A 15,454-nucleotide genomic window follows, 5' to 3' on the forward strand; every position below is an offset into this window, starting at 1 on the left:
GGTCCCGTACCGTGTGCGGGGACGTACGTCTGAGCAGGGCGGGCGACGGGAAGCCGAGGCGAGCAGCGCGAAGGGGAGTGCGGACGACATGGCCGTGAAGGACCGGGACCGCTTCTCGACCGCGACCCGGATCAAGCTGCTCGGGGAGCAGACCGCCGCCCGCGTCTACCGCTCCCAGACCCGCCGCCAGGCCCGCCGCTCCCGGCTCACCGGCCGTGCGGCGTTCCTGGCGCTCGTCGTCTGCTCCCTGGTGGTGGCGCTCGCCTACCCCATGCGGCAGTACGTCTCCCAGCAGGGTGAGATCGCCGACCAGGAGCGCAAGGCCGCCGAGGCCGCGCAGCGGGTCGAGGAGCTGCGGGACGAGAAGGCCCGGCTCCAGGACCCGGCGTACGTACGCCGCCTGGCCCGCGAGCACCTGCACTACGTGATGCCCGGCGAGACCGGCTTCACCGTGAACGACCCGGAAGCGGAGCACCGGCCCCGCACCGACCAGGGCGCGACGGACCGCCCCTGGTACGACAACCTGTGGGACGGCGTGGACAACGCCGACCGCCACTGACCAACCCAGGATCATGATGGAAACGCCCCCTCCGCAGACCGAACGCACCGAGCCGACCGACGCGGACGTCGCCGCGTTCGAGGCCCAGCTCGGCCGGCCGCCGCGCGGCCTGCGCGCCATCGCCCACCGCTGCCCGTGCGGCAACCCCGACGTCGTCGAGACCGCGCCCCGGCTGCCGGACGGCACCCCGTTCCCGACCACGTACTACCTGACCTGCCCGCGTGCCGCCTCCGCGATCGGCACCCTGGAGGCCAACGGGGTCATGAAGGAGATGCAGGGCCGGCTCGCCACCGACCCGGAGCTCGCCGCCGCCTACCGCGCCGCGCACGAGGACTACATCGCCCGCCGCGACGCGATCGAGGTCCTTGAGGGCTTCCCGAGCGCCGGTGGCATGCCGGACCGGGTCAAGTGCCTGCACGTGCTCGTCGGCCACTCGCTGGTCGCGGGCCCCGGGGTCAACCCGTTCGGCGACGAGGCGCTCGCGATGCTGCCCGAGTGGTGGGCCAAGGGCCCCTGCGTGAACCCGTGCGGCGACAAGCCGCAGGCCGGGGCCGCCGCGGAGGAGAACAAGGAGGGCGGCGCGTGACCCGGGTCGCCGGAATCGACTGCGGTACGAACTCCATCCGCCTCCTCGTCGCCGACGTCGACCCGGAGACCGGCGAGCTGACCGAGCTCGACCGCCGGATGACCGTGGTCCGGCTCGGTCAGGGCGTGGACCGCACCGGTCGGCTCGCGCCCGAGGCCCTGGAGCGCACCTTCGCCGCCTGCCGCGACTACGCGGCCGTCATCGAGGAGCTCGGCGCCCGCAAGATCCGCTTCGTCGCCACCTCCGCGTCCCGCGACGCCGAGAACCGCGACGAGTTCGTGCGCGGGGTCGTCGACATCCTGGGCGTCGAGCCCGAGGTGATCACCGGCGCCCAGGAGGCCGAGTTCTCCTTCACCGGCGCCACCGGCGAGCTCACCGGGGACGACCGCCGCCTGGTCGTCGACATCGGCGGCGGCTCCACCGAGTTCGTGGTCGGCAACCGGCACGTCGAGGCGGCCCGCTCGGTCGACATCGGCTGCGTCCGGCTCACCGAGCGGCACGTCCAGAACGACCCGCCGACCGCCGACGAGGTCGCCGCGATCCGCGCCGACGTCCGGGCCGCGCTCGACCTGGCCGCCGAGACGGTGCCGCTCACCGAGGCGGACACCCTGGTCGGCCTGGCCGGCTCGGTCACCACCGTCGCCGGAGTGGTGCTCGGCCTCCCCGCGTACGACTCCACCCGCATCCACCACGCCCGGCTCTCCCGGGCCCAGGTCGACGCGGTCGTCGAGCGGCTGCTCGGCTCCACCCACGACGAGCGCGCCGCGATCCCCGTGATGCACCCCGGCCGGGTCGACGTGATCATCGCCGGGGCGCTGATCCTGGCCGAGATCATGGAGCGCAGCGGCGCCGCCGAGGTCGTCGTCAGCGAGCACGACATCCTCGATGGGATCGCGCTATCCGTCGCATAGCGGGGGCCTATACCTCCCTGTGAGGGGCCTGCGAGGGCCCCTTCGGACCCTCCCCGATGCGGTTTGGCGACGGGTCGTCGAAAAGGTTCGTGAAGTTCTTCACAAGAGAAAGGGCCCTGTTGGAGGCCACGGACGGGCTTTGGTCCCTCCGAGGGGCTTCGCAGGGCCCTTTCGTAGGCGGGAAGCCCTCTTCGCTCGAAGTTTCCATCGTGTGAACGCGCCCTGCGGTTCGGCGTCAAGGAAGCCTCTCCAGGCCAGTTCACAAGGGGTGAACAACGTTCCCCGGGGACCGGTGGTTCCTTTGCTGGACCATGACCTCGGTCACGTGGGCGGCGGAGTGTAGCAGAGGTGGTCCAGAAGCTTGTGAAGGGGCGCACGAGCCACCCCTCCCAGGGGGGTGGATACTCGGATGCATGAGCACCACGGAGCGTCCCAGGATCCTCGTAGTAGGCGGTGGGTACGTAGGTCTGTACGCAGCTCGGCGCATCCTGAAGAAGATGCGCTACGGCGAGGCGACCGTCACGGTCGTCGACCCGCGGTCGTACATGACCTACCAGCCCTTCCTCCCCGAAGCCGCCGCCGGCAGCATCTCGCCGCGCCATGTCGTCGTCCCGCTGCGACGCGTCGTGCGCGGAGCCGAGGTGCTCACCGGCCGGGTCACCACCATCGACCAGGACCGCAAGGTCGCCACCGTCGCGCCGCTCGTCGGCGAGGCGTACGAGCTGCCCTTCGACTACCTGGTCATCGCGATGGGCGCGGTCTCGCGCACCTTCCCGATCCCCGGCCTCGCCGAGCAGGGCATCGGCATGAAGGGCATCGAGGAGGCCATCGGCCTGCGCAACCACGTTCTCGAGCAGCTCGACAAGGCCGACTCGACCACCGACGAGGACGTCCGCCGCAAGGCGCTGACCTTCGTCTTCGTGGGCGGCGGCTTCGCGGGCGCGGAGACCATCGGTGAGGTCGAGGACATGGTCCGCGACGCGTCGAAGTACTACCAGAACGTGAAGCGCGAGGACATGCGCTTCGTCCTGGTCGACGCCGCCGACAAGATCCTCCCCGAGGTCGGCCCGAAGCTCGGTCTGTACGGCAAGGAGCACCTCGAGAGCCGCGGCATCGAGATCTACCTGCAGACCTCCATGGACTCCTGCGTCGACGGCCACGTCGTGCTGAAGAACGGCCTCGAGGTCGACTCCAACACGATCGTGTGGACCGCCGGTGTGAAGCCCAACCCGGCGCTCGCCCGCTTCGGTCTGCCGCTCGGCCCCCGCGGCCACGTGGACTGCAACGAGAAGCTCCAGGTCAACGGCCTCGACCACGTGTGGGCCGCGGGCGACAACGCCCAGGTCCCGGACCTGGCCGCGATCAAGGCCGGCGTCCCGGCCGAGCGCGCCTGGTGCCCGCCGAACGCCCAGCACGCGCTGCGCCAGGCCAAGGTCCTCGGCGACAACGTGGTCTCCGGCATGCGGGGCTTCCCGCAGAAGGAGTACGCGCACTCCAACAAGGGCGCGGTCGCGGGTCTCGGCCTCCACAAGGGCGTCGCGATGATCGTCATGGGCAAGATGAAGATCAAGCTCAAGGGCCGGCTCGCCTGGTACATGCACCGTGGCTACCACGGCATGGCCATGCCGACCTGGAACCGCAAGATCCGCGTCTTCGCCGACTGGACCCTGGCGATGTTCCTCAAGCGTGAGGTCGTCTCCCTCGGTGCCATCGAGACGCCGCGCGAGGAGTTCTACGAGGCGGCCAAGCCCGCCCCTGCGCCGGCCGCCCCGGCGCAGGAGAAGGCCAAGGCTTCGTAGTACGGAGGGCCTCGCCGCCCAGCAGTACCCCCGCAAGGGCCGTCCGCCATCCGTGGTGCGGACGGCCCTTCGCGTGTTTTTCCGTACTCATTGCCCCGTCGCGGGAGTGGAACGCCTACCCACGGTGTTCCCATGGTGACAAGCATTTCTGGGGCATGAGATCACGGAGGTGTTTCACCATGGCCATGGCCGACGCCGCGTCGCGGCTGACCGCCCTCGCCGAGGACGTCCTGGGAGCGCCGCTCCCGGTCCGTCTGCGCGCCTGGGACGGCAGCGAAGCCGGCCCCGCCGACGGCCCCGTACTGATCCTGCGCGAGCGGCGCGCCCTGCGCCGACTGCTGTGGAAGCCGGGGGAGCTGGGCCTCGCCCGGGCCTGGGTGGCCGGTGAGATCGATGTCGAGGGCGATCTGTACGAGGTCCTCGACCGGCTCGCCGGACTGCTGTGGGAGCGGCCCGCGGAGTCCCGGGGCGCCCTGGAGACGGTCCGCGATCCCAGGGTGAGGGCCGCCGCGAAGGCGCTCCTCAAGCTCGCGGGCCCGTTCCCGCCGCCGAAGCCGCCGGCCGAGGAGATGCGCGGCCGCAGCGGCGTCCGGCACACCAGGCGCCGCGACAAGCAGGCGATCAGTCACCACTACGACGTGGGCAACGACTTCTACGAGCTGGTGCTCGGCCCGTCGATGGTCTATTCGTGCGCCTATTGGACCGACGGTGGCACCCTGGAGCAGGCCCAGTACGACAAGCTCGACCTGATCGCCCGCAAGCTGCGCCTGAAGGAGGGCGACCGGCTGCTCGACGTGGGCTGCGGCTGGGGCTCGATGGCCATCCACGCGGCCCGGGAGTACGGGGCGCGGGTCGTCGGCATCACGCTGTCCCGGGAGCAGGCGGCGTACGCGCGCAAGCGCATCGCCGAGGCGGGCCTGACCGACCGGATCGAGATCCGGGTGCAGGACTACCGGGACGTCACCGACGGCCCGTACGACGCCATCTCGTCGATCGGCATGGCCGAGCACGTCGGCGCGGCCCGCTACCGGGACTACGCGGACATACTCCACCGGCTGCTCAAGCCCGGCGGGCGGCTGCTCAACCACCAGATCGCGCGCCGCCCCGAGCCCGACGAGGAGGCGTACGAGGTGGACGTCTTCATCGACGCGTACGTCTTCCCGGACGGTGAACTGGCCCCGATGGGGCGGACCTTGACGATCCTGGAGGACGCCGGGTTCGAGGTGCGGGACGTGGAGGCGCTCCGCGAGCACTACGCCCTGACGCTGCGCCGCTGGGTGGCGAACCTGGAGGCGGACTGGGACCGCGCGGTCGGTCTCACCTCGGCGGCCAGGGCCCGGATCTGGCGGCTCTACATGGCGGCGTCGGCGGTGTCGTTCGAGCGCAACAGGATCGGGGTGAACCAGTTCCTGGCGGTGCGGACGACGGCGCCGGGCGGTTCCGGGCTCCCGCTGCGGTCGCGCGCGTGGACCGAGGGCGGGGACACCGGACCGGCCGGGGACGCCGGGGCCGCCGGTGGGGCAGGGGCGGCCGGTGAGTCCCAGGAGTCTCAGCAGCCCCAGGAGACCCAGGAGGCCCAGAAGGGCTGATCCGGGCGGGCGTTGATACGTTCGGAGCTTCGGATTCCGGGCAGGCGGGGTGCCGTGACGCTCGGCACCCCGCCCGTTTCCGGGGTCCGGATTGTCATGTCTGCATCCAGATCATCGCATCTGCTCCGTTTCGAGGGGGAACGTTGCGCCGTCCCACCCATGCGCTGCTCGCGCTGGCCGCCGCCGTCGGCCTGCTCACCGCCGCCCCGGCCCCGGCCGGTGCCGAGGCCGCCGCGCCCGTCACCACCACCGCCACCTTCAACGACCCGGCGGGCGACAGCGCCGCCCAGAACCGGATCCGCGACCACGTGGTCGACCTGATCACCCGGGCCGAGCCCGCGTCCACGATCAGCATCAGCATGTACACCTTCACGGACGACGCCGTCACCCGCGCGCTGACCGCCGCGAAGGACCGCGGGGTCGACGTCCGGGTGATCCTGGACCACTCCACCCTCGCCAAGGACGGCAGCGAGTACCCCGCCCTGGCGGGCGCGCTCGGCACCGACCGGAGCCAGGGCTCCTGGGTGTACGTCTGCCCCGAGCGGCGCGGCTGCATCGGCGGCCGGGTCCTGCCGGGTGACAAGGACGGCGCGATGAACCACAACAAGTTCTTCCTGTTCTCCGCCACCGGCGGCGCGAAGGACGTGGTCGTGCAGTCCTCCGCCAACCTCAGCGGCATCCAGCGCACCGACCTGTTCAACAACGCCGTCACCCTCGTCGACAGCGGCCTCTACGGCATCTACCAGGACTACTTCGCCGACCTGCTGGCCTACGGCACCACGTCCCCGACCGGGCTCACGCACTACTACCGGACCCCGGCCTCGGGCCCGTACAAGGCGTACTTCTTCCCCCGCAAGGAGGCCGCGGGCACCACGTACGACGCCGATCCGAGCACCGACACGATCAAGCTGATCCTCGACAACGTGAGCTGCGCGGGCGGCACCCAGGTCAGGATGGCGGCCAACCTGTTCACCCGGCGCGAGGTCGCGGCCAAGCTGGTCGCCCTGAAGAACGCCGGCTGCACCGTGATCCTCGCCCACGACGGCGCCGCCGGGTCCATGAGCGGTGACGTCGAGTCGATCGTCTCCGGGAAGCTCAGCAAGCGCGTCGAGTGCGCCGAGAGCCGTGGCACCGGCGTCGCCAAGGTCGGTCTGCACTCCAAGTACCTGCTGATCGAGGGCGGTTACGACGGGGTCGCGGGCCGCAAGCTGGTGTGGACCGGCAGCCACAACTACACCTACCCGGCGCTGCGGTCCGGCGACGAGACCCTGCTGAAGATCGACGACCCGGCGCTGTACGCGCGGTTCCGCGCCGACCACGACCATCTGATGGCGTACTGCGCGGGCAGCTGACCGAACGCGCCCCGGGCGCGGCGAAGCGCACGGCGAAGGGCCGGTCCCCCTCCTCGGGGGACCGGCCCTTCGGTCACGCGCGTGCCCGTGCCGGGCGGACCGCTACTCGGCCTTGATGGCGTTCAGCATGTTCAGCCGCGCGGCGCTGCGGGCGGGCCACAGCGAGGCGAGGACACCGACCAGACCCGCGAGGAGCAGGAAGATCGCGATCCGGCCCCAGGGGAGGACCAGGGCGTAGTCCGGCAGGCTGTTCTTGAGGGTCTCGCCGATCGCCCAGCCGAGGAACGAGCCGAGGCCGATGCCGACGACCGCGCCGAACAGCGAGATGACCACGGCCTCCAGGCGGACCATCCGCTTCACCCGGCGCCGGTCGAGACCGATCGCCCGCAGCATCCCGATCTCCTGCTGGCGCTCGAAGACCGACATGGCCAGGGTGTTCACGACGCCCAGGATCGCGATGAGCAGGGCCATCGCCAGCAGGCCGTACATGATGTTCAGCATAGTGTTGATGACGCCGCCGAACGAGTCGCGGATGTCCTGCTGGTCCATCACCGTGATCGCCGGGTTGTCGCCGAGCGACTTCATGATGGCCTGCTCGGCCGCCGCCGACGGGCCGCCGTCCATCTTCACCAGGATCTGCGGGATGTACGGGTGGGCGTCGTGGGCGTTGAGGATCTTCGTGTCCAGGACGATCGGCGAGACGAACTCGCTGCCCTCGTAGACCGCGCCGACCTTCAGCGTGCCCTTCTTCTCGTCGGTGAACTCGACCGGCAGCACGCTGCCGACCTTCCAGCCCCGCTTCTCGGCCGTCTTGTCGTCGACCGCGACCTGGCCCTTGGCCAGCGAGCCGAGCGAGCCCTCGACGACCTTCAGGTTGAGCACCTTCTCGACGGCGCCCGGGGTGACACCGGAGGCCGACGTGAAGTCGCCCTTCACCTTCACGTACCCGGCCTGCTGCGGGGAGATCGCGGCGGCGCCCGGGGTCTTCAGGACGGCGTCCAGGGCGGCCTGGTTGAGGCCGCGCCCGCTCGCCATGCTGATCATGTAGTCGGCCTTGACCTGGTCGGTGGTCATCCGGTCGACCGCGGAGCCGACCGTGGCGCCGAGCACCGAGAGACCGGTGACCAGGGTGAGGCCGATGGCGAGCGCGGAGGCGGTGGCGCCGGTGCGGCGCGGGTTGCGGACCGCGTTCTGGCCGGCCAGGGTGCCCGCCACGCCGAACGACCTCAGGACCGGACGGGCCAGCGCGATCACCGGCCGGGACAGCAGCGGGATCAGCACGATGACACCGATGAGGGCGAAGAACGCACCGGCGGCGATCAGCATCCGGCCGGTCTCACCACCCTGCGAGGCACCCATGGCGATGCCGCCGAAGCCCATCGCGGTGATGACGGCGCCGATGGTGTTGCGGACGACCAGCGACTTGGTGGTGGCGACCGCGTGGACGCTGCTCATGGCGGCGACCGGCGGGATCTTCGCGGCGCGGCGGCCGGGCAGCCAGGCGGCCAGCATGGTGACCAGGACACCGACGGCGAGCGCGGAGACCGGCGCGGTGGCGCCGATGACCAGGTCACCGGCCGGGACCTTGAGCCCGAAGGCGTTCATGCCGGCGCGCAGTCCGGCGGCGAGGCCGACACCGAGCACGAAGCCGACCGCGGAGGCGATCAGACCGACGATCGCGGCCTCGCCGAGCACGGAGCGGGTGATCTGCTTGCGCGAGGCACCGACGGCGCGCATCAGCGCCAGTTCCTTGGTGCGCTGGGCGACCAGCATGGTGAAGGTGTTGGAGATCAGGAAGACACCGACGAAGAGCGCGATGCCGGCGAAGCCGAGCAGCATCTGCTTGAGCACGCCGAGGCCGGACTCGATGTCCTTGGCCTGCTGGTCGGCGAGGGCCTGGCCGGTCTGGGCCTCGCCCTGGTCGCCGAGGACCGGCTTGGCGGCGGCGAGGATCTTGTCCGCGTCGGCGCCGGGCTTGGCGCTCAGGTTGATGTCCGAGAAGGAGCCGGGGCGCAGGAACAGCTTCTGGGCGACCGGGGTGTCGAACAGGACGAGGCTGCCGCCCGCGTTCACGGCGCCGTCGGCGGTGGTGAACACACCGGCCAGGGTGTAGGTCTCGACGGGGCCGTTGGTGGCCACCCGGACCTGGTCGCCGACCTTGTAGCCGCCCTTGTCGGCGGTCTCCTGGTCGAGGGCGATCTCGTCGGCCTTCACCGGGCCGTTTCCGGTGGTGAAGGTGTACGAGGCGTCCTTGCCGTCCTTGCCGGGGGCGAAGTTGCCGCCCTTGTTGGACCAGCCGGCGCCGATCAGCTTGCCCGCCTTGTCCGGCACCCCGGCGAAGCCGCTGACCCGGCCGGTGGCCTCGGCGACGCCGTCGAGGGCGCCGAGCTTCTGCCGGACGGCCTCGGAGAGCGACGGGTCCTGGTTCGGGTCCTGCTTGGCGCCGCTGGTGGCGGTGACGGCGACCGCGACGTGGTCGTAGCTCTTGGCGGACTGGTTGCGGAAGGCGTTGGTGAGGGTGTCGGTGAAGACCAGGGTGCCGGACACGAAGGCCACGCCGAGCATCACGGCGAGCACGGTCATCAGCAGCCTGGCCTTGTGCGCGAGCACATTGCGCAGGGCGGTACGGAACATGGGGTGTCCTGAACGGAGGTGGGGCGGCGGACGGGAGGAAGGGGGGCCGGGAGGCGGCGGGCCGTGCCGGGGCGGCGCGGCCCCGGCTCAGCTCGTACGGCCCTTCGCGTCGAACGCCTTCATGCGGTCGAGGACGCCGTCCGCGGTCGGGTGGAGCATCTCGTCGACGATCCGGCCGTCCGCGAGGAAGATGACGCGGTCCGCGTAGGAGGCGGCGACCGGGTCGTGGGTCACCATCACCACGGTCTGGCCGAGCTCGCGCACCGAGTTGCGCAGGAAGCCGAGGACCTCGGCGCCGGAGCGCGAGTCGAGGTTTCCGGTCGGCTCGTCACCGAAGATGATCTCCGGCTTGGAGGCGAGCGCGCGGGCCACGGCGACCCGCTGCTGCTGACCGCCGGAGAGCTGCGCGGGGCGGTGACTGAGCCGGCCGGACAGGCCGATCATGTCGATGACCTTCTGCACCCACTGCTTGTCGGGCTTGCGGCCCGCGATGTCCATCGGCAGCGTGATGTTCTCCAGGGCGGTCAGCGTCGGCAGCAGGTTGAACGCCTGGAAGATGAAGCCGATCTTGTCCCGGCGCAGCTGGGTGAGCTGCTTGTCCTTCAGGGTGCCGAGCTCGGTCTCGCCGATCCGGACCGAGCCGGAGCTGAACGAGTCGAGGCCCGCCACGCAGTGCATGAGGGTCGACTTGCCGGAGCCGGACGGGCCCATGATCGCGGTGAACTCGCCCTGCGCGAAGTTCACGGTGACCCGGTCGAGCGCGACCACCTGGGTCTCACCCTGTCCGTAGACCTTCGACAGGTCGGTGGCGCGTGCGGCGACCGCGGTGGCGCGGGGCACGGTGGGGGTGGTGGTCACGACGGCGACTCCTCGTCACTGCGGTTGCTCGGGAACCACTCCATCGTGTCGGGCGTTGAGGGGGCCCGGCGTCCGTCCACATGCCCGTTCCGGCAGCAGCCTGGAGTCGGACGCTCCGCTCCGGTCTCCTCCTGAGGTATGACGGTCGACCCCGAGACCGGGCAGGGGGGAGACCGGGGGAGACCGCGGCAGGGGCACGGTGGGGGCGCCGCCGGGGGGCGTGCGCGGGGCCCGGGTGCACACCGGCGCGGAGGTGACGAAGTCGGGACGGATCAGGCGGCGACTTTCCGTCAATCCACCCCTGACGCCTTTGCGGGCGCGACGGCGGTCACGCCATGTCACAGCGCTCCCGACCTGCACTGACGCACCCTCAGGTGTCAATAAAATAAGACAACATCGCGCAGGCGTTCCGCTGAACGGGCGACCCGCCCCGATAGGCTCCTGTGCCAACGCGGAGCTTCGCGCATGCCCGGATGGTGGAATGCAGACACGGCGAGCTTAAACCTCGCTGGCCTTCGGGCCGTACCGGTTCGAATCCGGTTCCGGGCACTCCTCGAACACGATCGTGTAAAGATCCTCCCCCAGCACGAGGGAGTTTCTTTTGCCGTCGCATTACTCTTGACGCAAGGCCGCGCAGTGCGGCTGCCATGGAGGAGTGAGATGAGGAGCAGCAACCCGGTCTTCTCGCGACGGGGGTTCAGCCGCGACACCGGCTACGCGGGGTTCAACGCGCAGCAGCTGCAGGCCGGGGGCCCCGCCGTCGGAGCCAACCCGTACGCGACCGGCAACCCGTACGCGCAGGATGCCGCCAACCCGTACGCGACCAACCCCTACGCGCCGCAGGACACCCAGCCGGGTGCGCCGCAGCAGGCCCGTGCCGATGTGATGACGATCGACGACGTGGTCAGCCGTACGGCGATCACGCTCGGTACCGTCGTCGTGACGGCCGTGCTGTCCTGGCTGCTGCTCCCGGTCGACTCCGCGAACCTCGGCAAGTCCTACGGCATCGCCATCGGCGCCGCGCTGATCGCGATGGTCCTGTCGCTCGTCCAGTCCTTCAAGCGCACCCCGGTGCCGGCGCTCATCCTGGCCTACGCGGCCTTCGAGGGCGTCTTCCTGGGCGTGCTGTCCTCGGTCGTCTCGACGTACATCGCGGACGGCGTGGTCACCCAGGCGGTGCTCGGCACGATGGCGGTCTTCGCCGGTGTGCTGATCGCCTACAAGATGCGCTGGATCCGCGTCACCCGCCGTTTCTACGGCTTCGTGATGGCCGCCGCGATGGGCTTCGTGCTCCTCATGCTGGTCAACCTGCTGTTCGCCGTGATCGGCGGCGGTGACGGCCTCGGCTTCCGCAGCGGCGGCCTCGGCATCCTGTTCGGCGTCATCGGCATCATCCTGGGCGCCTGCTTCCTGGCCCTGGACTTCAAGCAGGTCGAGGACGGCATCACGTACGGCGCCCCCCGCAAGGAGGCGTGGCTCGCGGCCTTCGGTCTGACCCTCACCCTGGTGTGGATCTACCTGGAGGCGCTGCGCCTGCTGTCGATCCTGCAGGGTGACGACTGACCCCGGCAGACGTGCGGAAGGGCCCGTCCGGCGAACGCCGGACGGGCCCTTCCGCGTGTCCGTGGACCTGGGTGCGGACGCGGTGCGGGGTCACAGCATCCGGCGGGCCGCCCGGCGCAGGTCGTGCTCGTGGATGATCGCCTTGGCGTGGCCGTAGGCCAGGCCGTGCGCGCCGCGCAGCCAGCTGACCTTCTCGTCGAAGCGGATGAGTGACGGGCCCTCGTCCACGGCCCTCAGCCAGTCGGACACCTCACGACCGGTACAGCCGGGGATTCTGGCGAGCAGATTGCGATGGGTCTCTTCGGAGAAAGTGTGGGACATCGGCGCCTCCGGACGCGTCGTACCGGGTACTCCTCGTACTCCTTCACGTCACCGTGCCCGAGCGTTCGCCTGTTGGCAATGGTCCCCGGACGGCGCGTAGGGTCGCGGCGTGCGCGATACGACCGAACTGAACGCCGCCGCCGAGCGGTTCGCCGACCGGCTGCGGGCCGCCCCGCAGAGCCGTCTCCAGCGCGGTGCGGCCGCCGAGGGTCTCGCCCTGGCCAGGGAGTTGGCGCTGCGCGCGCAGCGCCTGGAGCGCCCGGAAACGGAACCGCTGGTGATGCCCGACGCGGGCGTCTTCGCGGTCGCCGACCAGCTCGTCGTCGCCGCGACGGATCTGGCCGAAAACATGCGATCGGCCCCGGCGGACTCCCCTGCGGGGGACCTGGCCGAGGCCGTACGTCTGGTGCGGGAGGCGGAGGCCCGCTCGGGCCTCTGACGCCTGCCGTGGGGTGCGGCCGCCCGTCCGGCCGCCGTGCTGCCCGGGCGCCTCAGGTGGAGGCGATCACCCGGTCCGCGAGGATGTACACGTTGTCCTCGGCGGCCTCGCCGCACGAGAAGGTCAGGGCGTAGGCGCCCGAGACGCCCGAGCCGCCGAGCAGCACCGGCGCGTGACCGCGGCGCAGCGCCTCGGCGAGCCGCTCCGCCGTCTCCCGGTGCCCCGGGGTCATGCAGAGCGTGGTGCCGTCGGCGAAGACGTACACGTCCAGGGTGCCCAGCGGGCCCGGCCGGACGTCGGTCAGCGCGGTCGCGGTGTCGGCCAGCTCCTCCAGGCGCGCCACGGTGCGCTCGTGGTCGGTGACGACGGGGGTGCGGACCGGCACGAAGTCGGGGTGCGAGGGGTGGCGGCGGCGGGCCGCGGCCAGCTCGGGGGAGTCCTCGGCGTACTCGCCGGCGCCGGTGAGCTCGGGGAACTCCTCCAGGGCGTCGAAGGTGTCGAACGGGTCCAGGGCGTCCTGCGGGGTCTCCCGGCCGTCGAGCGCGGCGGCCTCGGCCTCCATGGCCTCCAGGGCCATCGCCTCGAGACCGGCGAAGTCGGCCTGCCGCGGCACGAAGTACGGGCCCTCCTCGGCCGGGCCACCGAGCCCGCCGAGCAGCGACGGCGCGTCGGCGGCGTCCCTGGCCTCCTGCGCGGCCCAGAAGGCCCGCGCCTCCGCCAGCTCCCGCTCGCGCTCCTCGGCCAGCGCCTCGGCGACAGCGGCCCGTATCTCCTCGGCCGGCGTCCGGGCGTGCGGGACCGACGGCCCGTAGGTGGTGGCGAGCTCGCCACGCAGCGCGGTGACCTGCTTACGGAGACCGTGGGCGGCGTGCAGGGCGGCGGCACCGACGGCCGTGGCAGCGGCCGTGGTCACCAGCAGGGCAAGAGACAGTGCGCTCACTGACGTACTCCCGATTCCGAGTCGATCCCCCGACTTCCTACATCAGCTTGTCGTGAGGCCGTGCCAGCTGTCAGTGCATTACGTCACGAAATGGACAGGTATTTGTGCCTGGTGTTTAGTCCCATTACGGCTGTGACCTGCGGAAACGAGTCTCCCCCGGGACGTATGTCACATCCTGGGGGAGATTCGGTCACGGCTTGGACGCGGGGTGGTTAGTCCCGCCGCCCGAGAGGCACTGTGCTGGGCTCAGCCACGGCTCAGCTCAGCCGCTCGATCCGTCGCTCGCGCTGAGCTTCGCCACCGCTGCGGCAGGTGCCGCCCTCGTGCCTCGGACGACCCCTACCCTCCGCTACGGCTCAGCTCAGCCGCTCGATCCGTCGCTCGCGCTGAGCCTCGCCACCGCTGCGGGCAGGTGCCGCCCTCGTGCCTCGGGCGACCCCTACCCTCCGCTACGGCTCAGCTCAGCCGCTCGATCTGTCGCTCGCGCTGAGCTTCGCCACCGCTGCGGGCAGGTGCCGCCCTCGTGCCTCGGGCGACCCCTACCCTCCGCTACGGCTCAGCTCAGCCGCTCGATCACCATGGCCATGCCCTGGCCACCGCCCACACACATCGTCTCCAGACCGAACTGCTTGTCGTGGAACTGGAGGCTGTTGATCAGCGTGCCGGTGATCCGGGCGCCGGTCATGCCGAAGGGGTGGCCGACGGCGATCGCGCCACCGTTGACGTTGACCTTGTCCAGGTCGAAGCCGAGGTCGCGGTAGGAGGGGATCACCTGCGCGGCGAACGCCTCGTTGATCTCGACCAGGTCGATGTCGCTCGTGGTCAGCCCGGCGCGCTGGAGCGCCTGCTTCGACGCCTCGACCGGGCCGAGGCCCATGATCTCGGGGGAGAGGCCGGAGACGCCGGTGGAGACGATCCGGGCCAGCGGGGTCAGACCCAGCTCGCGCGCCTTGGTGTCGGACATGATCACGAGCGCGGCGGCGCCGTCGTTCAGCGGGCAGCAGTTGCCCGCCGTGACCAGGCCGTCGGGGCGGAACACCGGCTTCAGACCGGAGACGCCCTCCAGGGTGACGCCCGCGCGCGGGCCGTCGTCCTGCGAGACGACCGTGCCGTCCGGCAGCGTGACCGGGGTGATCTCGCGCTCCCAGAAGCCCTTGGCGATGGCCGCCTCGGCGAGGTTCTGCGACCGTACGCCGAACTCGTCCATCTCCTGGCGGGTGACGCCCTTCCAGCGCGCCAGGTTCTCGGCGGTCTGGCCCATCGCGATGTACGCGTCGGGCACCAGGCCGTCCTCGCGCGGGTCGTGCCAGTCCGAGCCCTCGGAGGCGGCGACGGCGGCCGTACGGGCCTCGGCCTCGGCGAAGAGCGGGTTGTGGGTGTCGGGCCAGGAGTCCGAGTTGCCCTTGGCGAAGCGGGAGACCATCTCGACACCGGCCGAGATGAAGACGTCGCCCTCGCCCGCCTTGATGGCGTGCAGCGCCATCCGGGAGGTCTGCAGCGAGGAGGAGCAGTAGCGGGTGATCGTGCAGCCGGGGAGGTGGTCCATCCCCATCTGCACGGCCACGATCCGGCCCAGGTTGTTGCCCTGCTCGCCGCCGGGCAGACCGCAGCCGAGCATCAGGTCGTCGATGTCGCGCGGGTCCAGCTCGGGGACCTTGGCGAGGGCGGCCTGGATGATCGTGGCGGTCAGGTCGTCCGGCCGCAGGTCCTTCAGGGAGCCCTTGAAGGCCCGGCCGATCGGGGAGCGGGCGGTCGAGACGATGACTGCTTCGGGCATCACGGCTCCAGGAGGATGCTGGGACGGCGGACAGAAAGGGAAGTTACCCGCACGTAGGGCACGGGGTCACCGGCTGCGCTGTGTGACGCGGGCCTCTTTTCTAAGCGCTCGCTCAGCCCCACGGTA

The 15,454-nt window shown here is 71.0% G+C and carries 13 protein-coding genes and 1 tRNA gene; 9 read left to right on the forward strand and 5 right to left on the reverse strand.

The window, feature by feature from the left end; all coding sequences use genetic code 11:
• Positions 1 to 88 precede the first annotated feature (88 nt).
• From ACIPXM_RS17505 to ACIPXM_RS17530, 6 genes are all read left to right on the forward strand, one after another.
• Entirely contained in the window at positions 89 to 559 is a 471-nt protein-coding gene (locus ACIPXM_RS17505) for a septum formation initiator family protein (RefSeq protein WP_401656036.1), read from the forward strand.
• A 16-nt stretch (positions 560 to 575) separates the two neighbouring features.
• The gene (locus ACIPXM_RS17510) at positions 576 to 1,145 is read left to right on the forward strand and encodes a DUF501 domain-containing protein (protein WP_401656038.1); all 570 of its coding nucleotides are present in this window, start codon (positions 576 to 578) and stop codon (positions 1,143 to 1,145) included.
• Entirely contained in the window at positions 1,142 to 2,056 is a 915-nt protein-coding gene (locus ACIPXM_RS17515) for an exopolyphosphatase (RefSeq protein ID WP_401656040.1), read from the forward strand. Before ACIPXM_RS17510 ends, ACIPXM_RS17515 begins: the two co-directional genes overlap by 4 nt.
• 413 nt (positions 2,057 to 2,469) lie before the next feature.
• Positions 2,470 to 3,855: an NAD(P)/FAD-dependent oxidoreductase gene (locus ACIPXM_RS17520; RefSeq protein ID WP_401656042.1), complete on the forward strand. Its 1,386-nt coding sequence runs from the start codon at positions 2,470 to 2,472 to the stop codon at positions 3,853 to 3,855.
• A gap of 185 nt (positions 3,856 to 4,040) precedes the next feature.
• Positions 4,041 to 5,444, forward strand: coding sequence for a class I SAM-dependent methyltransferase (locus tag ACIPXM_RS17525; protein WP_401656202.1), 1,404 nt, complete (start codon positions 4,041 to 4,043; stop codon positions 5,442 to 5,444).
• 143 nt (positions 5,445 to 5,587) lie between these two features.
• A complete protein-coding gene (locus tag ACIPXM_RS17530; protein ID WP_401656044.1) occupies positions 5,588 to 6,796 on the forward strand; it encodes a phosphatidylserine/phosphatidylglycerophosphate/cardiolipin synthase family protein in 1,209 nt (402 codons plus the stop codon).
• 102 nt (positions 6,797 to 6,898) lie between these two features.
• On the opposite strand, the gene ACIPXM_RS17535 is transcribed toward ACIPXM_RS17530, so the two are convergent.
• Complete coding sequence (locus tag ACIPXM_RS17535) at positions 6,899 to 9,430, reverse strand: ABC transporter permease (protein ID WP_401656046.1); 2,532 nt, start codon at positions 9,428 to 9,430, stop codon at positions 6,899 to 6,901.
• An 87-nt stretch (positions 9,431 to 9,517) separates the two neighbouring features.
• Positions 9,518 to 10,288: an ABC transporter ATP-binding protein gene (locus ACIPXM_RS17540; protein ID WP_401656048.1), complete on the reverse strand. Its 771-nt coding sequence runs from the start codon at positions 10,286 to 10,288 to the stop codon at positions 9,518 to 9,520.
• A gap of 467 nt (positions 10,289 to 10,755) precedes the next feature.
• Here ACIPXM_RS17540 and ACIPXM_RS17545 point away from each other — a divergent pair.
• Positions 10,756 to 10,837, forward strand: a tRNA-Leu gene (locus ACIPXM_RS17545).
• A gap of 111 nt (positions 10,838 to 10,948) precedes the next feature.
• Positions 10,949 to 11,851 carry a Bax inhibitor-1/YccA family protein gene (locus ACIPXM_RS17550; protein ID WP_401656050.1) on the forward strand — a complete coding sequence of 301 codons (903 nt, stop codon included), beginning with the start codon at positions 10,949 to 10,951 and terminating at the stop codon, positions 11,849 to 11,851.
• Positions 11,852 to 11,941: 90 nt separating this feature from the next.
• Here ACIPXM_RS17550 and ACIPXM_RS17555 read toward each other — a convergent pair whose 3' ends face one another.
• On the reverse strand, positions 11,942 to 12,172 hold the full coding sequence (locus tag ACIPXM_RS17555; RefSeq protein ID WP_401656052.1) for a DUF4287 domain-containing protein: 231 nt from the start codon (positions 12,170 to 12,172) through the stop codon (positions 11,942 to 11,944).
• A 109-nt stretch (positions 12,173 to 12,281) separates the two neighbouring features.
• On the opposite strand from ACIPXM_RS17555, the gene ACIPXM_RS17560 reads away from it, so the two are divergent.
• Positions 12,282 to 12,611: a hypothetical protein gene (locus tag ACIPXM_RS17560; RefSeq protein ID WP_401656054.1), complete on the forward strand. Its 330-nt coding sequence runs from the start codon at positions 12,282 to 12,284 to the stop codon at positions 12,609 to 12,611.
• 52 nt (positions 12,612 to 12,663) lie between these two features.
• Here the strand turns inward: ACIPXM_RS17560 and ACIPXM_RS17565 are convergent, their stop codons facing one another.
• The gene (locus ACIPXM_RS17565) at positions 12,664 to 13,551 is read right to left on the reverse strand and encodes a hypothetical protein (protein ID WP_401656056.1); all 888 of its coding nucleotides are present in this window, start codon (positions 13,549 to 13,551) and stop codon (positions 12,664 to 12,666) included.
• A gap of 556 nt (positions 13,552 to 14,107) precedes the next feature.
• Positions 14,108 to 15,328: an acetyl-CoA C-acetyltransferase gene (locus ACIPXM_RS17570; RefSeq protein WP_401656059.1), complete on the reverse strand. Its 1,221-nt coding sequence runs from the start codon at positions 15,326 to 15,328 to the stop codon at positions 14,108 to 14,110.
• Positions 15,329 to 15,454: the final 126 nt, after the last annotated feature.

Source organism: Streptomyces sp. NPDC090025 (assembly GCF_044748125.1).
GTDB lineage: Bacteria > Actinomycetota > Actinomycetes > Streptomycetales > Streptomycetaceae > Streptomyces.